The 24,903-nt window shown below is 72.0% G+C and carries 17 protein-coding genes; 15 read left to right on the plus strand and 2 right to left on the minus strand.

Going from position 1 to position 24,903, the window contains the following annotated elements:
- The first annotated feature begins 46 nt into the window (after positions 1 to 46).
- The 7 genes from ACZ4SV_RS09835 (at position 47) to ACZ4SV_RS09865 (ending at position 6,420) form a co-directional block, all read left to right on the plus strand.
- Complete coding sequence (locus ACZ4SV_RS09835; RefSeq protein ID WP_468002962.1) at positions 47 to 1,789, plus strand: pyruvate dehydrogenase; 1,743 nt, start codon at positions 47 to 49, stop codon at positions 1,787 to 1,789.
- A 249-nt stretch (positions 1,790 to 2,038) separates the two neighbouring features.
- Complete coding sequence (locus ACZ4SV_RS09840; RefSeq protein ID WP_365879066.1) at positions 2,039 to 2,764, plus strand: alpha/beta fold hydrolase; 726 nt, start codon at positions 2,039 to 2,041, stop codon at positions 2,762 to 2,764.
- A gap of 71 nt (positions 2,765 to 2,835) precedes the next feature.
- Complete coding sequence (locus ACZ4SV_RS09845) at positions 2,836 to 3,696, plus strand: alpha/beta fold hydrolase (protein ID WP_468002964.1); 861 nt, start codon at positions 2,836 to 2,838, stop codon at positions 3,694 to 3,696.
- A 106-nt stretch (positions 3,697 to 3,802) separates the two neighbouring features.
- Positions 3,803 to 4,777: a hypothetical protein gene (locus tag ACZ4SV_RS09850; protein WP_468002966.1), complete on the plus strand. Its 975-nt coding sequence runs from the start codon at positions 3,803 to 3,805 to the stop codon at positions 4,775 to 4,777.
- 57 nt (positions 4,778 to 4,834) lie between these two features.
- Entirely contained in the window at positions 4,835 to 5,167 is a 333-nt protein-coding gene (locus ACZ4SV_RS09855) for a MaoC family dehydratase (RefSeq protein WP_468002968.1), read from the plus strand.
- Positions 5,168 to 5,181: 14 nt separating this feature from the next.
- On the plus strand, positions 5,182 to 5,853 hold the full coding sequence (locus ACZ4SV_RS09860; protein WP_468002970.1) for a DUF4232 domain-containing protein: 672 nt from the start codon (positions 5,182 to 5,184) through the stop codon (positions 5,851 to 5,853).
- A 102-nt stretch (positions 5,854 to 5,955) separates the two neighbouring features.
- The gene (locus tag ACZ4SV_RS09865) at positions 5,956 to 6,420 is read left to right on the plus strand and encodes a DUF5709 domain-containing protein (RefSeq protein WP_468002972.1); all 465 of its coding nucleotides are present in this window, start codon (positions 5,956 to 5,958) and stop codon (positions 6,418 to 6,420) included.
- Positions 6,421 to 6,549: 129 nt separating this feature from the next.
- Here ACZ4SV_RS09865 and ACZ4SV_RS09870 read toward each other — a convergent pair whose 3' ends face one another.
- On the minus strand, positions 6,550 to 7,221 hold the full coding sequence (locus ACZ4SV_RS09870; protein WP_397937326.1) for an ATP-dependent Clp protease proteolytic subunit: 672 nt from the start codon (positions 7,219 to 7,221) through the stop codon (positions 6,550 to 6,552).
- 30 nt (positions 7,222 to 7,251) lie between these two features.
- Positions 7,252 to 7,869, minus strand: coding sequence for an ATP-dependent Clp protease proteolytic subunit (locus tag ACZ4SV_RS09875; protein WP_365941947.1), 618 nt, complete (start codon positions 7,867 to 7,869; stop codon positions 7,252 to 7,254).
- A gap of 1,272 nt (positions 7,870 to 9,141) precedes the next feature.
- Between ACZ4SV_RS09875 and ACZ4SV_RS09880 the strand changes: the two genes are divergently transcribed.
- The 8 genes from ACZ4SV_RS09880 to ACZ4SV_RS09915 all read left to right on the plus strand — a co-directional run bounded on the left by ACZ4SV_RS09880 (position 9,142) and on the right by ACZ4SV_RS09915 (position 24,725).
- Positions 9,142 to 10,203, plus strand: coding sequence for a methyltransferase (locus ACZ4SV_RS09880; protein ID WP_365878178.1), 1,062 nt, complete (start codon positions 9,142 to 9,144; stop codon positions 10,201 to 10,203).
- A 485-nt stretch (positions 10,204 to 10,688) separates the two neighbouring features.
- On the plus strand, positions 10,689 to 11,438 hold the full coding sequence (locus ACZ4SV_RS09885) for an SDR family NAD(P)-dependent oxidoreductase (protein ID WP_468002975.1): 750 nt from the start codon (positions 10,689 to 10,691) through the stop codon (positions 11,436 to 11,438).
- 78 nt (positions 11,439 to 11,516) lie between these two features.
- Positions 11,517 to 12,617: an SIS domain-containing protein gene (locus tag ACZ4SV_RS09890; RefSeq protein ID WP_468002977.1), complete on the plus strand. Its 1,101-nt coding sequence runs from the start codon at positions 11,517 to 11,519 to the stop codon at positions 12,615 to 12,617.
- Positions 12,618 to 12,691: 74 nt separating this feature from the next.
- Positions 12,692 to 19,915: an amino acid adenylation domain-containing protein gene (locus tag ACZ4SV_RS09895; protein ID WP_468002979.1), complete on the plus strand. Its 7,224-nt coding sequence runs from the start codon at positions 12,692 to 12,694 to the stop codon at positions 19,913 to 19,915.
- Positions 19,912 to 21,087 carry an FAD-dependent monooxygenase gene (locus ACZ4SV_RS09900; RefSeq protein ID WP_468002981.1) on the plus strand — a complete coding sequence of 392 codons (1,176 nt, stop codon included), beginning with the start codon at positions 19,912 to 19,914 and terminating at the stop codon, positions 21,085 to 21,087. Before ACZ4SV_RS09895 ends, ACZ4SV_RS09900 begins: the two co-directional genes overlap by 4 nt.
- Before the next feature lie 214 nt (positions 21,088 to 21,301).
- Positions 21,302 to 22,384, plus strand: coding sequence for a pyruvate dehydrogenase (acetyl-transferring) E1 component subunit alpha (pdhA, locus tag ACZ4SV_RS09905; RefSeq protein ID WP_468002983.1), 1,083 nt, complete (start codon positions 21,302 to 21,304; stop codon positions 22,382 to 22,384).
- A gap of 3 nt (positions 22,385 to 22,387) precedes the next feature.
- Positions 22,388 to 23,371 (plus strand): alpha-ketoacid dehydrogenase subunit beta, encoded by a 984-nt coding sequence (locus ACZ4SV_RS09910; protein WP_468002985.1) that lies wholly within the window; start codon positions 22,388 to 22,390, stop codon positions 23,369 to 23,371.
- Positions 23,364 to 24,725 carry a dihydrolipoamide acetyltransferase family protein gene (locus ACZ4SV_RS09915; protein ID WP_468002987.1) on the plus strand — a complete coding sequence of 454 codons (1,362 nt, stop codon included), beginning with the start codon at positions 23,364 to 23,366 and terminating at the stop codon, positions 24,723 to 24,725. The genes ACZ4SV_RS09910 and ACZ4SV_RS09915 overlap by 8 nt, the downstream gene beginning before the upstream one ends.
- Positions 24,726 to 24,903: the final 178 nt, after the last annotated feature.

Genomic DNA, 24,903 nt, shown 5'->3' on the forward strand with positions numbered 1-24,903 from the left:
TCCTAGCCTGGCCACGGCCCCCGTGAGCGACCACCAGAGGAGCACCATGGCCGGACAGTCCGTCGCCGAGCAGTATGTCGACCTCCTCGCACGCGCCGGCGTGCGCCGCATGTACGGGGTGGTCGGCGACAGCCTGAACCCCGTCGTCGACGCGGTCAGACGGCACGACCGCCTGGAGTGGATCCAGGTCCGGCACGAGGAGGCCGCGGCCTTCGCCGCCGGTGCCGAAGCCCAGCTCACCGGCAGGCTCGCCGCGTGCGCCGGGTCGTGCGGGCCGGGCAACCTGCACCTGATCAACGGCCTGTTCGACGCGCACCGCTCGATGGCACCGGTCCTCGCCCTGGCCGCGCAGATACCGAGCGGCGAGATCGGCACCGGCTACTTCCAGGAGACCCATCCCGACCGGCTGTTCGAGGAGTGCAGTCACTACTCGGAGCTGATCTCCTCGCCCCGGCAGATGCCGCGGGTGGTGCAGACCGCGATCCAGCACGCGGTCGGCCGGCGCGGAGTGTCCGTGGTGACCCTGCCCGGCGACGTGGCCGCCCAGGACTCCCCGGCCGACCGGGCGGAACTCGCCACGCCGCTGGACCGGCCGGCGGTCCGCCCGGGCGACGGGGAACTGGCCCGGCTGGCCGAGCTGGTGGACGCCGCCGGGAAGGTGACGGTCTTCTGCGGCCGGGGCGTCGAAGGGGCCCACGCGGAGGTGATGGCGTTCGCCGAGAAGGTGAAGGCCCCCGTGGGCCACGCGCTGCGCGGCAAGGAACACATCCAGTACGACAACCCCTTCGACGTCGGCATGTCCGGCCTGCTGGGGTACGGCGCCGCCTACGAGGCGATGCACGAGTGCGACCTGCTGCTGCTCCTCGGCACGGACTTCCCGTACACGGACTTCCTGCCCCGCGGGGTGCGGACCGTACAGATCGACGTGCAGCCCGAGCGGCTGGGACGGCGCACGCAGCTCGACCTCGCCGTGTGGGGAGACGTCCGCGAGACGCTGCGGTGCCTGACGCCCGCCGTGCGGGAGAAGCCGTCCCGCCGGTTCCTCGACCGCATGCTGCACCGGCACGTCCGCGCCCTGGAGGGCGCCGTCGGCGCCTACACCCGCGACGCCGGCCGCCACACCCCGATCCATCCCGAGTACGTGGCGTCCGTGCTCGACGAGGAGGCCGCCGACGACGCGGTGTTCACCGTGGACACCGGTATGTGCTGCGTCTGGGCGGCCCGCTACCTGACGCCGAACGGCCGGCGCCGCATCCTCGGCTCCTTCGTGCACGGCTCCATGGCCAACGCGCTGCCGCAGGCCATCGGCGCGCAGTTCCTGGACCGCTCGCGCCAGGTCGTCTCGCTCTCCGGCGACGGCGGCTTCTCGATGCTGATGGGCGACTTCCTGACGCTGGTCCAGCACGGCCTGCCGGTCAAGGTCGTCGTCTTCAACAACTCCTCGCTGGGCATGGTCGACCTGGAGATGATGGTCGACGGGCTGCCGCCGCACGGCACCGGCTACCCGCACACCGACTTCGCCGCCATCGCCACCGCGGCCGGCGCACACGGCATCCGGGTCGAGAAGCCCGCCCAGGTGCGCGAAGCCCTGCGCGAGGCGTTCGCCCACGACGGGCCGGCCCTGGTCGACGTGGTCACCGACCCCAACGCCCTCGCCATCCCGCCGAAGATCACCACCGGGCAGGTCACCGGCTTCGCGCTGTCGGCGAGCCGCACCGTCCTCACCGGCGGCGTCGGACGCATGATCGACCTGGCCCGGGCCAACCTCCGCAACGTACCGCGTCCCTGAGCGGACCCACGGCCCCGGCGCCGCTCCCGGCGTCCCCGCCGGACCGTACCCCGCCGCTGCACGGACAGGCCACCAGCGCGGCACGGACGGGCAAGGACACCTCGCCCGCCGTCCCTAGAGTCGCCTACCAGCCGGCGGTGACGGCATCCCGCGCACCGCGACCCGCCGCCGGACCGGCGGACCGTCCCGCGCACCCACCACGACACCCGACCCGCGTACCCACCACGACACCCGTAAGGAAGTACCCCCATGTCCCGTTCCCCCCAGCCGACCGTCGTCCTCGTCCACGGCGCGTTCGCCGACGCCTCCAGCTATGCCGAGGTGATCCCCCGGCTCCTCGCCCGCGGTCTGGACGTGGTCGCCCCGGCCGTCCCCAACCGCAGCCTGATCGGCGACGCCGCGTACGTCGCCTCGGTCGTCCGGCAGATACCGGGTCCCGTCGTCCTGGTGGGCCACTCCTACGGCGGTGCCGTCATCACGGTCGCCGGCACCGAGGACAACGTGCAGGCGCTGGTCTACCTGGCGGGTTACGCGCTGGAGCAGGGCGAGAGCCTCGGCGAGCTCCAGGGCCGCTTCCCGGACTCCGACCTCGCCGCCGCACTCGTCTACACGCCCTTCCCCCTCGACGGCCCGGACGAGACCGGCACCGACGTGTCCGTCCGGCCGGACCGGTTCCCGGCGATCTTCGCCGCCGACGTCGACGTCCGCCGCGCCGAGGTCCTCGCCGTCTCCCAGCGCCCGCTCGCCGCCCAGGCGTTCGCCGACGCCGCACCGGCCGCCGCCTGGAAGACCAAGCCCTCGTGGGGTCTGGTCGCCTCCTCCGACCACACCATCAACCCGGACGTGGAGCGCTACGGCTACCAGCGGGCCGGTATGACCACCGTCGAGGTCGACTCCTCCCACCTGGTGATGCTCTCCCACCCCGAGCGGGTCGTCGAGCTGATCGAGGAAGCCGTCCGGGCCACCTCCGCCTGAGACCCGCTGCCGGCCACGCCCGTCCACCCGGCCGTCCGGGAACGGCCCCCTCCCTCCGCAGAGAGCGAACCATGAACGCACCGATCTCACGTCGTACCGTGACCGCGTCCCTCCTGGCCGGCGCCGCCGCGCTGGGCACCGCGGGCCCCGCGTACTCCGCGCCGGCAACGGCGGCCGACCGCCCGGGCGGCCCGCACGGCCGCCCGGAGACACCCACCGTCGTCCTCGTCCACGGCGCCTTCGCCGACGCCTCCAGCTGGAGCGGCGTGGTCGCACGCCTGCACCGGCACGGCCACCGCGTGCTGGCCCCCGCCCTGCCGCTGCGCGGACTGGCGAGCGACGCCGCCTACATCCGCAGCGTGCTGGACAGCGTCACCGGGCCGGTCGTGCTGGTGGGGCACTCCTACGGCGGAGCGGTCATCAGTCAGGCCGCGGCCGGCGCCCCGCGGGTCAAGGCCCTGGTCTACGTCGCCGCCTTCGTGCCCGAGGTCGGCGAGAGCGCGCTCCAGCTCACCGACCGGTTCCCCGGCAGCACCCTGGGACAGGCCACCGTCACCCAGCGCTACCCGCTGCCCGGCGGCGGAGAGGGGGAGGAACTGGTCATCGCCAGGCACCGGTTCCGCGAGCAGTTCGCGGCCGGTGTGCCCGTCCGGACCGCCCAGGTCATGGCCGCGGGACAGCGGCCGATCACCCTCGCCGCGCTCCAGGAGCCCGCCACCGCCGCCGCCTGGAAGACGATCCCCAGCTGGTACCTCGTGGCGACCGAGGACCGCAACATCCCGCCGGCCGCGGAGCGGTGGATGGCCGAGCGCGCCCGTGCCCGCACCGTCGCCGTCCGCGCCCCGCACGCGGTGTCCGTGAGCGACCCCGGGCCGGTCACCGACCTGATCCTGAGCGCCGTCCGCTCCGTCCGCTCCGGTCACCGGCCCTGACCGCGGCGGCTGCACGGACCGCCCCGGCACCCGGCGGCGGTCCTCATTCCCGTGCGGTGCGAAGAACGATCCGAAGAACGACCCGAAGAAAGAAGGCACAGCCCGCATGCCCGCATTCCTGACCAGGACGCGCACCGGCGTCCTCGCCTCCGCCGTGGCGGCGGCCTTCGCCGTGACGGCGGCCGGCCCCGCGACCCCGGCGGCCGCCGGCCCCCGGCCGGACGTGCGCTTCGTGGCCCACCTGGACATCGCCGCCGGTCAGCGTCCGGAGAACATCACCCTGGAACCCGGCGGCAGCGCCGTCGTCACCTTCGCCTACAGCCGCCAGGTCGCCCGCATCAGCCCCGAGGGCCGGGTGCGCGTCCTGGCCACCCTGCCCGAACCGCCGGCCGGCTCCGCCACCCCCGTCCTGTCGTCCCCCTTCCTCGGCGGCATCGTCCGCGCCCACGACGGGACGCTGTACTTCCTGTACGCCACCGGGAGCAGCGATCTGACCGGCCTGTGGCGCCTGCGCCCCGGCGGCACCCCGCAGCGCATCGCCGCGCTCCCGGCCGACGGCCTGCCCAACGGCCTGGCCCTCGACCGGCACGAACACCGGCTGTACGTCGCCGACTCGGTCCTCGGCACCGTCTGGCGGGTGCCCGTCACCGGGGGCACGCCCACCCGCTGGGCCACCGCGCCCGCGCTGGCCGCCGGCGGCTTCCTCGGGGCCAACGGCATCAAGGTCCACCACGGCGCGGTCTGGGTGTCCAACCTGGACCGGGGCACCGTGCTCCGCATCCCGGTCACCCGGCACGGAACGGCCGGCGCGGTCGAGACCCGGGCCACGGGTCTGCCCGGCATCGACGACTTCGCGTTCACCGGCCGCGGCGACACGCTCCTGGCCGCGATCAACGCGGACAACGACGTCGCGCTGGTGGAGCCCGGCGGCCGGCACCGGACCGTGCTCACCGGCGCCGACGGGCTGGAGAACCCGACGTCGCTCGCCGTACGGGGCACCACCGCGTACATCGCCAGCGGCGCCTACTTCACCGACGACGACCCCAACCTCCTGGCCGCCCGGATCGTCCCGGGCGAGTAGGCCGGCTCCCGCCGCCCACCCGGGGCGGCGGCCCCCATCCCACGAGAGGACGACTCGATGACACAGCCCGACACGGCACCGGTGCCACCGGTGCCGCCGGAGGCCTTCCACCCCGACGCCTTCCTGGTCGTACCGGCCAGGACGTTCGAGGACCTGCGTGTGGGCGAGGTGTTCCGGGCGCCCGGCCGCACCCTGACGGACGCGCACGCCGCGGCCTTCCAGACCCTCTCCGCGGACAACCACCCGGTGCACTACGACGCGGAGTGGGCACGCCGGCACGGCCACCGCGCACCGGTCGTGCACGGCCTGCCAGTGGCCGCCACCCTCCACAACCAGCGCGGCGAACTCGTGCTGTCCGGTGAGCACACGTACCTGCTGCGGCGCCGGTGAGCAGGGGAAGAGACGTGACCCACCGCATTCTCCTGCCCGGAGCCCTCCTCTGCTGCGCCGTGCTGGCCGGGTGCGCGGGCGGCAGCACGGACGGCACCGCGCACCCCGGCCCGAGCGGGCCCGCACCGTCGACACCGGCGGCCGCCACCGCCGGGGGAGCTTCCGGCACCGGCACCTCCGGCCCGGCCGACGGGACGGACGCCACACCGCCACCGTCGCCCGGCGCCGGCACCGCGTCATCGGGGACCGCCGTACCGAGCACGGGACGCCGCTGCCACACCGCGGAACTGAAGGCGTCCGTCGGAGCCGACCACCCGGGCGCCGGCCAGGCGAACTTCGCCCTCGTCCTGACCAACACCTCCGGCCGTACCTGCACGGTGCACGGCTTCCCCGGCGTGGCGTTCGTCGACGGCGCGGGCCAGGCCGTCACCCCGGATCCCGAGCGGGCCACCGGCGAGGCGGCGGAGACCGTGACGCTGTCCCCCGGGGGCCACGCCTGGTCGGCGCTGACGTACGCCAATCCGGAGATCACCGGCGTCACCACCGTGACACCGGCCTCGGTCCTCGTCACGCCGCCCGACGAGACGGCCGCGATCCGGGTCCGCTGGAGCGGCGGCGAGGTGTCCAACACGGGCAAGGCGTCCGTGCCCCGGGTGAGCCCGCTGCGACCGGGCGACGGCGCCTGATCCGGCGCGGCACGGCGACGCATGACGGCGGACGGGACCACCGCCGCTCCGGTGGCCGGGGAAGGCCCCGCCGCACCAGGCCCGAACGAGAAGGAAGCACAGATGACTGCCGAGATGACGGGTGACGAGGTCTACCAGCCGGACGGGGCGGAGGTGCAGGACGACGCCGGTCTGCTGGACGCGTCCGACACCCTGGACTACGGGGCCGGCGACGAGGTCCTGGACGAGGGCTACTCCCCGCCGGAGAGGCCGTGGGGCGCGGAGCACACCGGTGTCACGGCGTCCGAACGGCGGCGCGGGGAGAGCCTGGACGAGCGCCTCTCGGAGGAGGTGCCCGACCTCCGGGTCCCGGAGGGCGACGGGCTAGGCGACCTGTGGGGCGGGGACGGCGAACTGCTCGACGACGAGGTCGGCGACGCGCGTGCCGGACGGCTGGTCGCCCCGGACGAAGGCAGCCGCGAGAACACCGAGTCGGATGTGTTCGCCTCCGACGTCGGGCTGGACGGAGCCGGTGCGTCGGCGGAGGAAGCGGCGATGCACGTGATCGCCGACACCGACTACCGCTGACGGCGTACGACTCCGTACGGCGCCGTCCGCGCACGGCAACGGCAGGAACAGGGCCGGGACACGCTGTCCCGGCCCCGGTGCGTCAACGCCCGAGGGAACCCGAGGGAACCGGAGGGAACCGGACGGGTGTCAGGACACCCCGGCGATCGACCGCGGCATCACCACGTGGTCGATCAGTCCGTATTCCTTGGCCTCCGGGGCGGTGAAGATCTTGTCCCGCTCCACGTCCTGGGAGATCCGCTCCAGCGGCTGCTTCGTGTGCTGCGCCAGGACCCGCTCCATCATCACACGCAGCCGCTCGACCTCCGCGGCCTGGATCTCCAGGTCGGACACCTGACCCTGGCTGCCCTGGCTGTACGGCTGGTGGATGAGGATCCGAGCGCTCGGCAGCGCCAGCCGCTTGCCTGCCGTGCCCGCGGCGAGGATCACCGCGGCGGCGGAGTTCGCCTGGCCCAGGCAGACGGTCTGGATGTCCGGCTTGACGAACTGCATGGTGTCGTAGATGGCCGTGAGGGCCGTGAAGGAGCCTCCCGGCGAGTTGATGTAGAGGGAGATATCCCGGTCCGGGTCCATGGCTTCCAGGCAGAGGAGCTGCGCCATGATGTCGTTGGCCGACACGTCGTCGACCTGGTGTCCGAGGAATATCACCCGCTCGCTGAAGAGCTTGCCGTACGGGTCCAGTTCCCTGGTTCCCTGTGAGGTGCGCTCCACGAAGCTCGGAACGACGTAGCGGCCTTCCATGGGCAGGCCTCGGTCTGGGGACGAGAAATCAATCGGCTTCACTGAGCGTGACACCTCCATGCGAACGGGCTTGTGGTTCCAACCGCGCGGTCAGCCGGCGGGCGTGCTCGGGTAGGCACCGCTGCCCGGTGCGCCCGACGCATGGGTCATGATCTCGTCGATGAGGCCGTACGCCTTGGCCTCGGCCGGCGTGAACCAGTGGTCCCGGTCCGAGTCCTTGGTGATCTGCTCGAAGGTCTGACCCGAGTGATGGGCGATCAGCTCGGCCATCTCCCGCTTCGTCTCCAGCAGTTGCTTGGCGTGGATCTTGATGTCCGTGACGGAGCCCGCGAGCCCGGCCGACGGCTGGTGCATGAGGATCCGGGTGTGCGGCAGCGCGAACCGCTTGCCCGGGGTGCCGGCCGTGAGCAGGAACTGGCCCATGGACGCACAGAAACCCATCGCGATGGTGACGACGTCGTTGCGGATGTACTGCATCGTGTCGTAGATCGCGAGACCGGCCATCACCGAGCCGCCGGGGGAGTTGATGTAAAGGTAGATGTCCTGTTCCGAATCGGCCGCCAGCGTGAGCATCTGCGCGGTGATCTGGTTCGCGATCTCGTCGTCGACTTCCTTGCCCAGGAAAATGATGCGGTCACCGAGCAGGCGGTTGAAGATCTGGTCACCGAACGCGACGCCGCCGCTGGGGCTGTAGGCCGACGGTGCCATCGACGATGCCGGGAGGTGGAATTTCGCGTCACTCATGTCTTTCCCCTGTTCTTGACCGAGCCCCAGGCGCCCCGGGGAACTGCGTTGGGCAAGCGGTGATCGAAATCGCCTGCCCCAGCCTCGTTCGAAGCTAACACGCTCACACGCCACGGAGAGCGGCTCCGCCTGCCGTTCGCTGAGAGCGGAGGCAGGGCCTCAACGTCCCTGCGCGCACGGGCCGTTGGGGGTTTGACCGCAAATCGCCGACGGGTGCCATCAGGTCTCGGACGAACAGCGATGCATTTCAGTCAGATGTCGCAGAGCTTTGCCCATCCTGGGTGCGCGCAGGGTAAGGGCGTCCGTCCTCGCCGGTCCCCGCGCTTATTGATCTTGCCTTATCTGACGGTACGTCAGGACGTGTTGGCGCGGTGATCGATGTCGTCGGCGGATCCGCCCCCGGCCCCGGGCTCGGTTCCGGCCATGCGGGCGATCGGCTTGTTCCGGACCCATGGTGCGAGAGCGGTCCGGTCCCTTATGGGATGCCTCGTGCCATAGTCGCCCCTGTGTCCGGCGTATCCGGCGGGGTGCGGGTCCGCAGGCCGTCGCGGTCCGGCCGGCAGCCCCTGTCACCACCGCGTTTAGCGCATTGCCGGCCGTCGTCGTTCCGGCGTTCTGTCCGGGTCAGGAAAATGGTCCAGCTCCCCCCGTTTTCTTCGAGGGAAAGATTTCGGCCTTGTAACCGAACGGGTTCTGGTCGTCTTCGGCGCTCCCGGCGGCCTGAAGGGGAGGCAGGCAGACGCGAGTACCGCACGTTTCACGCCACCCGGGGGCGGGGTGGTGGCTGGAGAGGCCTTGTGTGACCTCCAGGTTTGCTGTTGCCTCTTGGGCGGGGGAGGTGGCGGCGATGCAGCAGACCATGGAGAGACGGCGCCACTCGTTCGGCGCCGGCGTCGCCGGACCGGGGGACCGGGCTCCCGGAAGAAGACGCCGCTGTACGGGCCACCGCACATCGCCGGGGCCGACGATGCCGCGGCCGCGGCGCGTACCTGTGAGGGCGAACGCCGCCCGCCGGCCCGCCGGATGACGCACAAGGCGTACTCCATGTCCGAAACGGAGCGGTAGGACAGCCTGCCGCGGACGGCGGTCCGCGGCGCCCGCTCCCGTCCTCTTTCCCGACTTTCCCGAATGTCCCGAACGGCGATCGATCAGCAGAACCGGACGATGCTGGACTTCACCACGACTCGGCCGACGGTGTGCGCACCCGAGGCCCGCGAAACCGTGAAGGGGATCATCATGACCGAACCGTCGGCGACCGCCCTGGACGAGCTGTGGCAGCTGGTGTACACCAGCTTCCGCTTCCCGTTCCTGCACGCGGCACTCCGTCTGAAACTGTTCACCCTGCTCAAGGAGCGGCCGGGCAGCACCCTGGACGAGATCACCCGCGAACTGGGCCTCGAAGAACGCCCCGGACACGTACTGCTGTTGGGATGCAGCGCGTTCGGACTCGTACGCAAGGAAGGCGACGGGTACCACAACACCGCCGCGACCGATCTCCTGGCGGGCGACCCGGACGGCTTCATGCCCGTCATCGTCCGCTACACCCACGAGATGCTGTACCGGCCGATGAGCTGGCTCTACGAATCGCTGGTGGACAACGAGAACCAGGGTCTGCACCGTGAGCTGCTCGCCGGATCGTCGGCGACGACGCTCTACGAACTCCTCGCCGAGGACAAGAACCTCGAGCAGGTGTTCACGGCCATGATGGAGCACCAGAGCCGCTCGGTGGTCGAGGACTTCGTCGACTCCGTGGACTTCTCGTCGTACCACCACGTCCTGGACGTCGGCGGCGGGACCGGGACCAACGCCATCGGCTTCGCCGAGCGGTGGCCGCAGCTCCAGGCGACCATCCTGGAACTGCCGAACGTGGCCGCGATGGCGAACGACCGGATCGCCGAGGCCGGCCTGTCCGACCGGGTCCGCGCGATAGGCACCGACGTCATGAACGACGCGTTCCCGACGCCGGACACGTCCCACGACTGCGTCGTGTTCTCCCGGTTCCTGGAGATCTGGTCCCCGGAGCAGGTCCGCGACCTCTTCGCCAAGAGCTACCGGGCACTGGAGCCGGGCGGCCATCTGGTGATCGTGGCCTGCGCCCAGAACGACGAGGAGACCGGTCCCGCCCACGCCGCGTTCATGTCGGCGTACGTCCAGACGGTCGCGTCGCCCGAGGGCCGCATCTACACGCCCCGCGAATTCGAGCAGTGGTACACCGAAGCGGGCTTCGAGCCCCTGGACCGTCAGTACCCCGGGCGGTTCGACGTCATCCTCCGCGCCCGCAAGCCCCTGGCCGGCTGAGCCGCCGCGGCCCGCACCAGTGCAGGTCACGCCGGCCGGCCGGACAGGGCGGCGCCCTCCGGGCCGGGCGGCGGACACACCAACGGTCTCCATGCCCACGTGAGGACCGCACGACCGGGATGAGCCACCGACGGGAGGAGCGCACCGCCCCTGACCGCGTCGCCGGCGGCCGGGGCGCCGTGGCGGGGGCGTTCCGCCACGGCCGGCGCACCGCTCACGGCCGGGTGCGGCAGGCGCACCCGGGCCGCTGTGATGCCCCGCCACGGGCCGCGGAGCACGCGCCACACGCTGCGACGGCACGGAACGCCGGGTCCGGGTCGCGCCGCCGGCGCGGACGCCCGGGTGCCGGGGCCGCGCCGCCCCACCCGCGCCACCGGAGGGCCCGAACGGCGTTCCACGGTGCGCCCTGCCGGCGCCGGGCCGGAGCGCTCACTTCCTGGAAGACGGACATATCGACGGGAAGGCAGTGTTTGATGCGACAGAGTGTGAGTGGAACACCCGACAAGCTGGCCGTCGTCACCGGCGGAACGAAGGGGATCGGGCTCGCGTTCAGCCGCCGGCTCGTCCGGCTGGGATACCGGGTGGTGGCGACGTTCCACAGTGACCAGGAGTCCGCGGACCAAGCCGTCAGGGAGATGGAGAAGGGCCTGTCCGTCGTCCGGTCGGATGTGTCCGACCCCGACGAGGTGGCACGGCTGGCCGAACTCGTGCGGGCCGAACACGGAGTTCCGCGGGTGCTGGTCAACAACGCCGGCCTGAACATCGACCGGCCGGTGCTCGACATCTCCGACTCGGACTGGCGCCGGGTACTGGACACGAATCTCTCGGGGCCGTTCTATATGACCCGGGCGTTCGCTCCGCCCATGCGGGAGAGCGGCGGCGGTTCCATCGTCAACATCGGCGCCACCACGGCGATCCGTCCCCGGCTGAACGGCGCCAATTACTGTTCGAGCAAAGCGGGTCTGCTCCATCTGACCAAATGCCTGGCCATGGAACTCGCGCCGGACATCCGGGTGAACTGCCTCATCCCGGGAATGATCGACACGGAGGAGATGCGGACCCGCTACCGCGTGGCCGAACCGGAATACCTGAGCGCGCTGCTGGACGAGATTCCGCAGCGCAGGATCGGCACCACCGACGAGATGGCGGACGCCCTGGAATTCCTGGTGGGCGAGGGCGCCGCCTATGTCACCGGCCAGAAACTGATCGTGGACGGCGGCCAGTTCATGTGGTGAAGACCTCCGGCCGTTCCCTGGAGACCGCGCATCAGCACCATCTGACAGCACCGGCAACCGAGGAAGAGAGGCACAGTCATGCGATCACGCCTTGAGCGCTACCAGGAGTTCCTGGAGCAGGAGTACCGCTCCGGTTTCACGAAGTACGATGAGTACGACATCTCCGGTATATCGGAGGACCTGGCGAAACAACTGCGCAACGGCCGGTTCACCCGCATCGTGTTCAGCGGCATGGGCTGCTCGGCCATCGTGTCGGACGTGATCAAGGTCTTCTTCACCTCGATCCGCAGCGGCCTCGAAGTGCATGTCTTCAACGACTACGACTTCGAGTACCTGATCCCGCGCTCGGTGATCGAGGACGACCGCACGCTCATCATCCTCAGCTCCTACAGCGGTCACTCCAACGAGCCGATCCGCGCCTTCCACGCACTGCGCCCGATGCACGACCGGGTCCTGCTGCTCACCTCCGGCGGCCGGCTCGGCGAACTGGGCGAGGAGAACGGGGTGTCCATCGCGCGCTGGACCCTCAGCAAGCCGGACCGCGAGTACCCGCTGTTCCACGTCGGCCAGTACTTCTCGATCCTGGTCGACATGTTCCTGAAGCTGGGGCTTCTCGACACCGACCACGGTCCCGAGGTCCGGGCCCTGGCGAAGACCCTGGAAACCGACTTCACACCCGCCCTGCGCGAGCTGGCCGCCGACGCCGCCGCGCGCAGCGAGAACGCCAACATCATCATGCTCGGGTCGCCCAAGTGGCACGAGAGCCTGCTGAAGCTGGCCAAGATGCACTTCAACGAGATCGCCATGGTGCCGGCCACCCGGAACTACTTCCACGAGTTCTGCCACAGCGAGGTGGCCACGCTCACCGACCCCGAGCGCCGGCACAGCATTCTCCTCTTCACCGACCCGGACGAGGACGACTACACCCGCGCCAAGCGCAAGAACCTGGTGGCGCTGCTGACCGCTCCGATCCCGCAGAACGCCAACGTCACCGTCACGGAGATCGAACTCGACCAGCCGACGTTCATGCGCCAGTATTTCACCGCGCTGGAATTCGTCCAGTACATGACCCTTGATCTCGGAAAGGCGCGGGAGACGAAGTCGCGCAACCTGATCTCCGAGGCCGCCGGAAACCCCTGGTACCACGGCAGCACCATCGCCGCGGAGCAGGCCGGCTGAGGCAGTCGTACGGCTCGGACACCGAAGGCAACAGCCGAGAAAAGCCGAGAAAAGCCGAGAAAAATGGAGCGATCGTGAATCTCCGGGGGCGCAGCTCTCTCACGGCCTATCAACAGGACATCTGGGCGGCGAACTCGCTGTTCCCGGATCTCCCGCAGTTCAACTGCTTCATCACCGACCGGTTCACCGGTGAGGTCGACGTCGACCTGCTCAAGGAGTGCCTGCGCCGTGCGGCCGACCGCAACGACGCGTTCCGGCTCCGGATCGACCCGGAGGACGGCACCCCGCGCCAGTGGGCCGAGGACGAGACGTACGACATCCCGACCATCGACCTCTCCGGAGCCGAGGAGCCCCGCGCGGCCTGCGAGGCTTGGATCAGGGACGAGTTCGACGTCCCGTTCGAGGTGGAGCGCCGCCGGCTGTTCAGGATCGCGGTCCTCAAGGAGCGCGAGGACGTCGTCCACGCCTACGTCAAGGTGCATCACATCGTCGCCGACGCCTGGGGCCTGAACCTGTTCATGTCCCAGGTCCGCGCCGAGTACGACCAGGTGCGGCGGACCGGGCGGTTCGACGACCGGCCCGTGCCGTCGTACCTGGACTTCGTCGAGGAGGAGCGCCGCTACCAGGCGTCGGACGACCACGCACAGGACCGCGCCTACTTCCAGGAGCAGTTGCGGGACGTCGCCCCGGCCTTCTTCCGCCGGTCCGCGCCGGCCGGCTCCCGGCGCAGCGCCCGCCACAGCTTCCTCATCGAGCGCGCCGTCATCGAAGCCATCCGGGAGCGCGGCCATTCGGTCTTCGCGTTCGTCGCCAGTGCCTTCTCCGTCTATCTGTCCCGGATCCACGGCAGCGACGAGGTCGTCCTCGGCGTGCCGCTGCTGAACCGGCCCACCGCCGGGCAGAAGCAGACCGTCGGCCACTTCGCCAACACCCTGCCGCTGCGCGTGGCTCCCGGCGGACAGCGCACGATGAGCGACCTGGTCGCCGGGGTGCAGAGCGCGACCCGGACCCTCAAGTCCCACGAGCGCTTCTCCCTGGGCGACCTGCTGCGCTCGGTACCGCTCCAGGACAGCGGCCCCAAGCGGCTGTTCGACACCACCATCGCCTATCTGCGCTGGCCCAGCCCGCTCGACGTGCAGGGCGTGACGTACGAGACCGTCGTGCAGGCCCGCGCCCACGACGACGACGTCCTCGCGGTCGTCGTCAACGAACTGGACGACGTCAGCGACGTCCTGGTCGACATGGACTACGCCCTCGACGTCTTCGACGCCGACTTCCCCATCGAGTCGGTGGCCACCCACATCGAGGCGATCCTCAAGGGCACCCTGGCCCGGCCGGACCGCCCGCTGGCGGAGATCCCCATGATCGGCGACACCGAGCGCGCCGCCCTGATCGCGACGGGCAGCGGCCCGGTGACCGGCTTCTCCGACGACACCACGCTGCACGCGCTGTTCGAGCGGCAGGCGGCCGAGACGCCCGACCGGCCGGCCGTCGTCGCGGACGACCCCGCCGCCTCACTGACCTTCGCACAGCTGGACGCGTGGGCGAACCACATCGCGCACCGGTTGCGCGACGACGGCGTGGGCGCCGGCGACCGGGTGGCCGTCGTGGCCGAGCGCGGCCCGCACCTGATCGCGGCCGTCCTCGGGGTGCTCAAGGCGGGCGGCGCGTACGTACCGGTCGACCCGGGCCACCCCGCGGAACGGGTCGGGTTCCTGCTGGCCGACAGCGGGGCCAAGGCCGTCCTGCTCGGCAGCACCGTGCCCGCTTCCCTGGTGGGCGACGCGGTGCCCGTGCGCCGCTTGGACAGCACCCCGCAGGCCGCGCCCGCACCGCCCGCACCCGCCGGCGGCCCGGGTGACCTCGCCTACGTCATCTACACCTCCGGCTCCACCGGGCGGCCCAAGGGCGTGCAGGTCGAGCACCGTTCCGTGGTGAACCGGCTGGAGTGGATGCAGCGCGGCTACCCGGTCGGCGCCGGGGACGTCCTGCTGCAGAAGACACCGGTGACCTTCGACGTCTCGGTGTGGGAGCTGTTCTGGTGGGCGATCACCGGCGCCGGACTCGCACTGCTCCCGCCCCGCGGCGAGCGGGATCCCGGAGCCATCCTCCAGACGGTGAAGACCCACCGCGTGAGCGTGGCCCACTTCGTGCCCTCGATGCTCGGCCCCTTCCTCGACCTGCTCGAAGAGACCCCGGCGCTGCTGCACGACCTCGCGTCCCTGCGCCTGGTGTTCTGCAGCGGCGAGGCGCTGACGCCCGCCCACGTGAACAGGTTCAACCGGGTCTTCGCCGCGGCCGGCGCCGACGCGCCACGGCTGGTCAACCTCTACGGCCCGACCGAGGCCACGGTCGACGTCACCTACTACGACTGCCCGGGCGACGCGGCCGAGGAGATACGGCGCGTACCGATCGGACGGCCGATCGACAACATACGGCTCTACGTCGTCGGCGCCCACGGCGACCTCCAGCCCACCGGGGTGCCCGGTGAGCTGTGCATCGCGGGCGTGGGCGTGGCGCGCGGCTACCTGGACCGGCCCGAACTGGACGCGGCGGCGTTCGTGCCCGACCCGTTCACCCCCGGCGGGCGGATGTACCGCACCGGTGACCGGGCGCGCTGGCTCGCGGACGGCACCCTCGCCTACCTGGGACGGCTGGACGACCAGGTGAAGATCCGGGGCAACCGGGTCGAACTGGGCGAGGTGCGCAACCGGCTGGCCGCCCTCCCGGGCATCCGGGACGCCCTCGTCGTGGACCGGACCTCACCGTCGCGCGGTGTCCACCTGGTGGGCTACTACGTCGCGGACGACGAGGTGCCGCTCACCGACCTGCGGGCCCAACTCCTGGACGTACTACCGGAGTTCATGATCCCGGCGTTCTTCGTCCGGCTCGACCGGATCCCCCTCACCGCGAACGGCAAGGCCGACCGGCGGCGGCTGCCCGCGCCCGCCGTGGAGGCGGACACCCGGACGGCGGCACCGGCCAACGAGATCGAGGCGAAGATCGCCGCCGCCTGGTCGGCCGTCCTCGAGACCGACGTGATCGGCGTCGACCAGGACTACTACTCCCTGGGCGGCGACTCGATCATGATGCTCCGCATCCAGGCCGAGGCACGGCGCGCGGGCGTCCACTTCACCCTGGCCGACATGGTCCGCAATCCCACCGTGGCGGCGCTCGCCGCGACGGCGACCACCACCTCGCCGGACGGACAGGACGCCCCGCTGGAACCGTTCGCGCTCGTGTCCGGGGTCGACCGCGCGCGGCTGGCCGGCCTGGCGGACGCCTACCCGGCGACCCGGCTGCACCTCGGCCTGCTCTACCACAGCCGGGAACGCGAGCGGTCGGCCGTGTACCACGACGTCTTCCGCTACTCCCTGAAGACGGTCTGGGACGAGGAGGCGCTGCGCCGCGCCTTCGACGGCCTGGTCGGCCGCCACCCGGTCCTGCGCTCCGCGTTCGACCTGGGCGGCTACTCCGAACCCCTGCAACTCGTCCACCGCGAGGCCCACGGCGGACTGGAGATCGCGGACCTGCGCCGCCTCGGCGACCAGGAGGCCGAGGCCGAGGTCGCCCGGCACGTCGAGGAACGGCGGTACCACGCGTACCGGCTGGACCGCCCGCCGCTGTACCTGTTCCGCGCGCACGTCCTGCGCGACTCCGTGGAACTGGTGTTCAGCTTCCACCACGCGATCCTGGACGGCTGGAGCGTGGCCACCCTGGTGAGCGAACTGCTCCAGGACTACCTGCACCACGCCGGGCGGCCCGTCGCCGCCGTCCCGACCGGCCACCTGCCGTCCCCCGCCCTCTACGTGCGCGAGGAACGGCGGGCCCTCGCCTCCGAGGACTCCCGGCGCTACTGGCAACGGCTCCTCACCGGCGCCGAACTGGTCCAGATCGACGGATTCCGGCCGTACGAGCCCGCGGGCGACCAGGAACTCATCGTCCACCACGTGGAGCTGCCGGACGGCCTCGGCACCCGGGTGCGCCACCTGGCGCGCGCCCACGGCCTGCCGGTGAAGGCCCTGCTGCTCGCGGCGCACTGCCTCACCCTGCGGCTGCTCTCCGACACGCGGGACATCACCACCGGCCTGGTCACCGGCGGCCGGCCGGAACAGGCCGGCGCCGAACGGATCACCGGCCTCTTCCTCGAAACGCTGCCGCTGCGCCTGGACACCCGGCCGCGCACCTGGCTGGACGCGGCGCGCGAGGTCTACCGGCAGGAGCGGGACAGCCACCCGCACCGGCACTACCCGCTCAGCGCGATCCAGGAGGACCGCGGCGGGGACGTCATCTTCGAGACCGCCTTCAACTACGTCCACCTGCGCGTGCTCAACTCCCTTCTGAAGGACACCGGCCTGGAGCTGACCGACTTCCGGACCTGGGAGGAGACCAACTTCAAGCTCCTGGTCAACGCGGTGGTCGACCCGGTCGACGAACGCCTGTGGCTGCGCATGGACGGCGACGGACGCACCTTCTCCCGGGCGCAGGTGGAGAGCATCGGCCGGACGTACCTCGCCGTGCTCCGGCAGATCACCGACCACCCCGACGCGGACGTGGACTTCGCCTTCCTGTGCGACCCACGGGACGAGGCGGCACTGCGGACCGGCTCCGCCCCCGGCGCCGCCGGGGACGCGCTTCCCGACGTCATCCGGCGGATCGACGAGCACGTCGCCCGCACCCCGGACGCGGTGGCCGTCTCCTGCGGTGCGCGCCAGTGGACGTACGCCCAGCTCGACGAGGCCGCGCACCGGATCGCCCGCGGCCTGATCGCGGCCGGTGCCCGGCCCGGATCGACCATCGGCATCGCCATGGACCGCTCGCCCGAGACGCTGGCCACCGTGCTCGGAGTCGGGAAGGCCGCCGCCACCTGCGTCCCGCTCGACGTCAGCTACCCGCCGGCCAGGCTCGCGGCGATGGTCGCCCAGGCCGACCCGCTGCGGATCATCACCCACGACACCCACGCGCACCTGTTCGCGGACTCCGACCGGCTCCTGTCCGTGGACGACCTGCTCGCCGCCGAGCCCGCACCCGACGGCCCGCCACTGCCCAAGATCACCGGCGAGACCGTCGCCTACCTGCTGTTCACCTCCGGCTCCAGCGGCGAGCCCAAGGGCGTCGAACTCCCGCACCGGGTGCTCGCCAACTACATGGAGTGGCAGATCCCCTCCGCCAGCGGCGCCGCGGGCGGCAAGACCCTCCAGTTCGCGCCGCTCAGCTTCGACGTGGCGTTCCAGGAGATCTACTCCACGCTGTGCGGCGGCGGCACCCTCCAGCTGATCTCCGAGGAGGAGCGGCGCGACATGCCGGCGCTGCTGCGCCTGCTGGACCGCGAGGAGGTGGAGCGGGCCTTCATGCCGTGCGTCGCGCTCCAGCAGCTCGCGGAGACCTCCCAGGCGCTGGGCATCCGGCCCCGCGCGCTGCGGGTGGTGATCTCCTCCGGTGAGCAGTTGCGGATCACCGAGGAGATCCGGCGGTTCTGCGCCGCGCTGCCGGGCACCGTGCTGGAGAACCAGTACGGGCCGACCGAGACGCATCTGCTGACCCATCACACGATGACCGGCGACCCGGCCGGCTTCCCCGACCTGCCGCCCATCGGCATCCCGGTCGACGGCATCGAGATCCACCTGCTCGACGGGCTGATGCGGCCGGTGCCGCCTGGCGCGAAGGGGGAGATCTACATCGGCGGGGTGTGCCTGGCCCACGGCTACCGCAACCGGCCCGACCTGACCGAGCAGCGCTTCGTCCCGCACCCTTCCGGTGCGCCGGGCGCCCGCCTCTACCGCACCGGAGACCTGGCCCGGGTCATGCCGGACGGGAACCTCGTGTGGCTGGGCCGCGCCGACTCCCAGGTGAAGGTGCGCGGCTTCCGGGTCGAACTGGCCGAGGTGGAGCTCGCGATCGCCAAAATCGCCGAGGAGCAGCCCGGTATCCGGGAGGCCGCGGTGGTGGCCCGGCGCCGGGAGGGCGCCGACGCGTTCCTCGCCGCGTTCCTCGTCGGCGACCCGGACGCGGTGGACCTGGACGAGGTGCGCACCCGGCTGCGCACGGCGCTGCCGGACTACATGGTGCCCTCGCACCTGGAGTGGCTGCCGCGCCTGCCCCTGACGCCCAGCGGCAAGCGGGACGACGCGCTGCTGCGCCGGATGCCGCTCGCCGCGCCCGCGACGGACGCCACCCCGCCGGCCGACGAGCACGAGAAGGCCCTGGTGGGCATCCTGGCGGAACTGCTGGAGCTGCCCACGCTCGGGGTGCGGGACAACTTCTTCGACATCGGCGGTACCTCGCTGACCGCGATGCGGCTGGTGATGACCCTGGAGAAGCGGTACGGCGTCACCGTCCCGCTCTCCGCGTTCGTCGCGGCGCCGACCGTGGCCGGGCTGGCGGAATGGCTGCGGTCGGGCAACCCGGCGGCGGAGTTCGACCCCGTGGTGCCGATCCGCACCGAGGGCGGCAAGCCGCCGCTGTTCCTGGTCCACCCGCTCGGCGGCCATGTGCTGTGCTACGTACGGCTCGCCCGCCACCTGCCGGACGACCAGCCCGTCTACGCGTTGCAGGCCGCCGGGACCGTCCCCGGCACCGAACCGCTCGACTCCGTATCCGAGCTGGCCGCAAGCTATCTGAAGGCGATGCGCCGGGCCTGCCCGGACGGCCCGTACGTCATCGGCGGCTGGTCGTTCGGCGGCTTCGTCGCCTTCGAGATGGCCCGTCAGCTACGGCGCACCGACCCGGAGGCGCTCCAGGGCACCGTGCTGATCGACCCGATCTTCGTCCGGCAGGGCGAGCGGCCCGACGTCGCCGACCACTCGCTGCTGGAGTGGTTCTTCTGGGAGCTGCTGTGGACGGGACGCGACGGGACCGCGCCGGTGGTCTCGCTGCCGGACGGGCTGGACGACGAGGCGAAGCTGGACTTCATCGTCGAACACGCCACGCGCGCGGGCGTGTTGCCGACGGGCAGTTCCCGCACCACCGTGCGGCGCCTGTTCACGATGTTCAAGGCGCACTGGCGGGCGATCCTCACCTACCAGCCCGGACCGGGCGACGAGGACGTGGTCCTGCTGCGCGCCACCTCCGAACTCCCGGAGATCCTGCGGCCGATGCACGGAGCCGCACAGAGCCTGCACGAGGACCCCACCAACGGCTGGGGAGCCCTGACCACCGGCCGGCTCCAGGTGGTGGACGTGCCCGGCGACCACCTGGTCCTCCTGGACGAACCGCACGTGAACGACGTCGCCCGACGAGTCGCAGAAGTGGTGGACGGCCGCCCCGACGGGCGGCAGGCCGAGAGGAGCGGGACATGACCCAGCACCCCACACGCAAGGCCCTCGTCATCGGGGCCGGGATCGGCGGGCTGGCCGCCGCGGCCACGCTGCGCCGGGCCGGCGTCGAGGTCCAGATCTTCGAACGGGCCCCCGAGCTGCGGCCCGGGACCACGGCGGTCTCCTTGATGGCCAACGCGATCCTGGCACTGCGCAGCGCGGGCATCGACATCACCCCGGGCCTGGACAAGCGCGCCGTGGTCTTCGACGAGCTGAGGTTCCTCACCAAGCGGGGCCGGCTGATCAGGGCGCTGCCGTTCCGCGGACTCGCGGACAAGCTGGGCGCACCGAACTACGCCGTCCACCGGGCCGACCTCCAGCAGACACTGCTGGACGCGGCCGGACCCGGCCTGGCCATCGAACTCGGCGCCACGGCCACCGGGTTCGTCACCGGTGACGACGGGGTCGAGGTGACCTTCGAGGACGGCCGGAAAGCCACGGGCGACCTCCTGATCGGCGCGGACGGCTTCAACTCCGCCCTCCGCCGGCAGGTGGCGGCCGCCGACGAGCCGCGGCCCGGCGGCTATGTGTGCTGGCTGGCCACGGTCCCCTTCAGCCATCCCCGGATGACCAAGGGCTACGCCGCGCACTACTGGGGGCGGGGCCAGCGGTTCGGTCTCGCCGACATCGGCCACGGCCGCGCCTACTGGTGGGCGACGAAGAACGTGCCCGCCGGGATCTCCCCGAGCCGGCGGCCCGGCAAGGCCGGGGTCACCCGCCTCTTCGCCGGCTGGGCCGACGAGGTGCGGGAGGCGATCCGGATCACCCCGGAGGAGACGATCGTCAGCATCACCGCCCAGGACCGTCCGTTCCTGTCGCGCTGGGGCAGCGGACGCATGACCCTGCTCGGGGACGCGGCGCACCCGATGCTGGTGAGCCTCGGCCAGGGCGCGGCGCTCGCCATCGAGGACGCCGTCGTCCTCGCCCGGCACCTCAAGGACGCCCCGGACCTGTCCGCGGCGCTGCGCGGCTACGAGGACGAACGCCGGCCGCGGACCGAGGCACTGGTCGCCGCGGCCCGCGCGCTCAGCCTCACCGAACAGTTGGAGGGCCCGGTCGCCGCCCCGATGCGCGACCTCTACTTCCGGTTCGCGCCCCTGTCCAAGTTCACCAGCCAGAACGAGGCGGTCCTCACCTGGCCCCCGCTGGGATGACCACGCCCCCGGCCGCCGGCCCGTGGCACGCACCCACGCGGCCGGCGCGCCGGCGGAACTGCTTCCACGAGTTCTGCCACAGCGAGGACGAGGACGAGGACGCCTACACCCGGGCGCAGATGAGGAACCTCGTCGGCCTCCTCACCGGCGACCGCCCGGAGAACCGGAACCTGTGCCGCGCGGGGAGCGCACCGAGCGCCCAAGGAGGGCCTTCATGCAGGCAGCACCCAGCACCTTCGATCCGGAACCGGTCGCGCTCCTCACCCCCGAGGGCCTGCCGGTGCACGACCCGCCGTTCGACGCGGCGCTGTCACCGGAGGAACTGACCGGCCTGTACGAGTGGATGGTCGTCACCCGGGCCGTGGACGAGGAGTTCGTCAACCTCCAGCGGCAGGGGCAGCTGGCCCTGTACCCCTCGTGCCGGGGCCAGGAGGCGGCCCAGATCGGCTGCGCCGCCGCCCTGCGCCCCGACGACTGGCTCTTCCCGCAGTACCGGGAACTCGGCGTGTTCCTGGTGCGCGGGGTGCCGGCCGCCGCGGTCGGCTCGGCCTGGCGCGGCACCTGGCACGCTGGCTGGGGCTTTCCCGAGCACGCCTGCGCACCGATGTCCATCCCCATCGGCACGCACGCCCTGCACGCGGTCGGCGCCGCCATGGCGGCGACCCGGCTCGGCGAGGACTCGGTGACCGTCGCGTTCATCGGCGACGGCGCGACGAGCGAGGGAGACGTGCACGAGGCGCTGAACTTCGCCGCGGTCGCCTCCGCGCCGTGCGTGTTCTACATCCAGAACAACCAGTGGGCGATCTCCGTGCCCCTGTCCCAGCAGACCCGGGCCCCCTCCCTCGCGCACAAGGCCGTGGGCTACGGCATGCCGGGGGTGCGGGTCGACGGCAACGACGTACTCGCCTGCCGGGCGGTCACCGAACAGGCCGTCCGCCGGGCCAGGGAGGGCGGCGGCCCGACCCTCGTCGAGGCGGTCACCTACCGGCTCGCCCCGCACACCACCTCCGACGACCCGACCCGGTACCGCCCGCAGGAGGAGGTGGACCGCTGGGAACGGCTCGACCCCCTGCCACGCTACCGCCGCTACCTCACCCACCTGGGCATCTGGCACCAGCGGGACGAGGAGCGCGCGCAGGCCCGGGCCGCGCGGATGTGCACCGGGCTGCGGGACGCCGTGTTCGACGCACCGGACGTCCCGCCGGAGGAACTGTTCGCGCACGTGCTCGCGGAACCGACGCGGGATCTGCTGGAGCAGTCCCGCCGGCTCCGCGCCGAGCTGGCCCGGGAGGAGTGAGCAGTGGCGGCGACCATGGTGGAAGCCATCAACACGGCGCTGCGCGAGGCCATGGCCGAGGACGAGCGCGTCGTCGTCTTCGGCCAGGACGTGGCGCGCAACGGCGGAGTCTTCCGGGTGACGGAGGGCCTCGCCGAGCGGTTCGGCCCGCAGCGCTGCTTCGACACGCCCCTGGCCGAGTCGGCGATCGTCGGAGTGGCGCTGGGCATGGCGATGCGCGGACTGCGCCCGGTGCCCGAGATCCAGTTCGACGGATTCACCTATCCGGCCCTGGACCAGATCGTCAGTCACCTGGCCAAGTACCGCAACCGCACCCGCGGGCAGCTCGCGGTGCCGGTGACGCTGCGCGTCCCGTCCTTCGGCGGCATCGGCGCGGTCGAGCACCACTCGGAGTCCACCGAGACCTACTGGGCGCACACCGCCGGGCTGCGCGTGGTGACGCCCGGCACGGCGGCCGACGCCGGCGTCCTGCTCCGCCAGGCCATCGACTGCGACGACCCGGTGCTCTTCCTGGAGCCCAAGCGGCGCTACTGGGAGAGCGGTGACCCGGCCGCCGAGGCCCCGCCGGCGGACCTGGCACGGGCGGTGGTCCGCCGCACCGGGACGGACGTCACGGTCATCGCCTACGGCGGCACCGTCGGCACCGCCCTCGAAGCCGCGGAGACCGCCCGTCGCGAGCACGGCTGGGAACTGGAGGTGCTGGACCTGCGGTCGCTGGCACCCCTCGACTTCCCCGCCATCGCCGCGTCGGTGGCCCGCACCGGACGCTGCGTGGTGCTGCACGAGGGCCCGCGCACCCTGGGGCTGGGCGCGGAGATCGCGGCCCGGGTGCAGGAGGAACTGTTCTGGGACCTGGAAGCCCCCGTGCTGCGGGCCACGGGCTTCGACACACCGTATCCGCCCGCACGATGGGAGAAGGCATGGCTGCCAGGGGTGGACAGGCTGCTCGACAGCATCGACCGGTCCTTCGGGTACGCCCATGACTGACGCCGGCACCGACAACCGCGCCGGCACCGACGACACGGTCCGGGAGTTCCTCGTGCCCGACCTGGGGGAGGGACTGGTCGAGGCGACCGTCGTCGAGTGGTCGGTGGCACCGGGCGACCCGGTCGCGGTCAACCAGCCGCTGTGCGTGCTCGAAACGGCCAAGGCCGAGGTGGAGATCCCCTCCCCGTTCGCCGGAACCGTCCTGGAACGACACGGCGAACCCGGGGAGACCCTGCCGGTGGGCACGCGCCTGACCCTCATCGACACCGCACCGGCCGCCGCCGGCACCGGCGGCGAGGACGGCAGCGAGGACGGCGCCGGCGGTGCCGGAACGGGGCCGGTCCTCGTCGGATACGGCGCGCACCGGGGCACGGACGGCGGACGGCGCACCGTCCGGCGGCGCCCCGCGCCCCGGCGCGCGCAGACCGTCCCCACGGACACCGGACGCCCCCGCGCCAAGCCGCCCGTGCGCCGGCTCGCCCGCGCGCTCGGCGTGGACCTGGCCGCGCTCGGCCGCGGCTCGGGCCCCGAGGGAACCCTCACACGGGCGGACGTCCACGCGGCCGCGGACTCTCCCGTCACCCGGCCCGAGGACCCGCCCGGAACCGCACCGGAGGTCCGCACCACCCGGCCCGAGGACCCACCCGGAACCGCACCGGGGATCCGCACCCTTCCGGTCCGCGGCATACGGGCGCGGACGGCCGCGCGCATGACCCTCTCCCGCCGGGAGATCCCGGACGCGCACTGCTCCGTCACCGCCGACTTCTCCCGCCTGCTGGCCCTGCGCGACCGCCTGCGGGAGGACTCCCGGGCGGACGGGGTCACACCCTTCGCACTCCTGCTGCGGCTGCTGACCCTGACGCTGCGCGATCATCCGCGGCTCAACGCCACCTTCACCGAGGACGGCCCGGCGGTGCGCACCTACGACGCGGTACACCTGGGCATCGGCACGGCGACCCCGCGCGGCCTGGTCGTGCCGGTGGTCCGGGACGCCCAGGAGCTGACCACCGCGCGGCTGGCCGCGGAGACGGCACGGCTGGCGGCCGGGGCCCGCGCGGGCACCCTCGGCCCCGGCGAGCTGACCGGGTCCACCTTCACCGTCTCCAACTTCGGCGCGCTGGGGCTCGACGAGGGGGTGCCGGTCATCAACCACCCCGAGGCGGCGATCCTCGGCGTCGGCTCGATCCGGCCCCGCCCGCACGTCCTGGGGAGCGACACGCTCGTCGTACGGCCCACCGCCAAACTCACCTGCGCGTTCGACCACCGGGTGTGCGACGGCGCGGAGGCCGCCGCTTTCCTCACCGCGCTGCGGGACCTCGTCGAATCACCCGAAATGGCCCTGCTGCGGATGTGAGAAGGACGGCCGGGACGATTTCCATCGGTCATTCCCTATGACATAAGCCGGCGGATGCATTTCTTCTTCGCGGGGCCTGTTCACCGTGAAAACGAGCGAAGAGAGATCCCTGCCGACCGCGATCGAAAATACGGTCAGCTTTCCCCGCGGGTCGCCGGCATCTCCGGATCCAGGGACG

It is taken from the genome of Streptomyces sp. NPDC027672 (assembly GCF_055566335.1).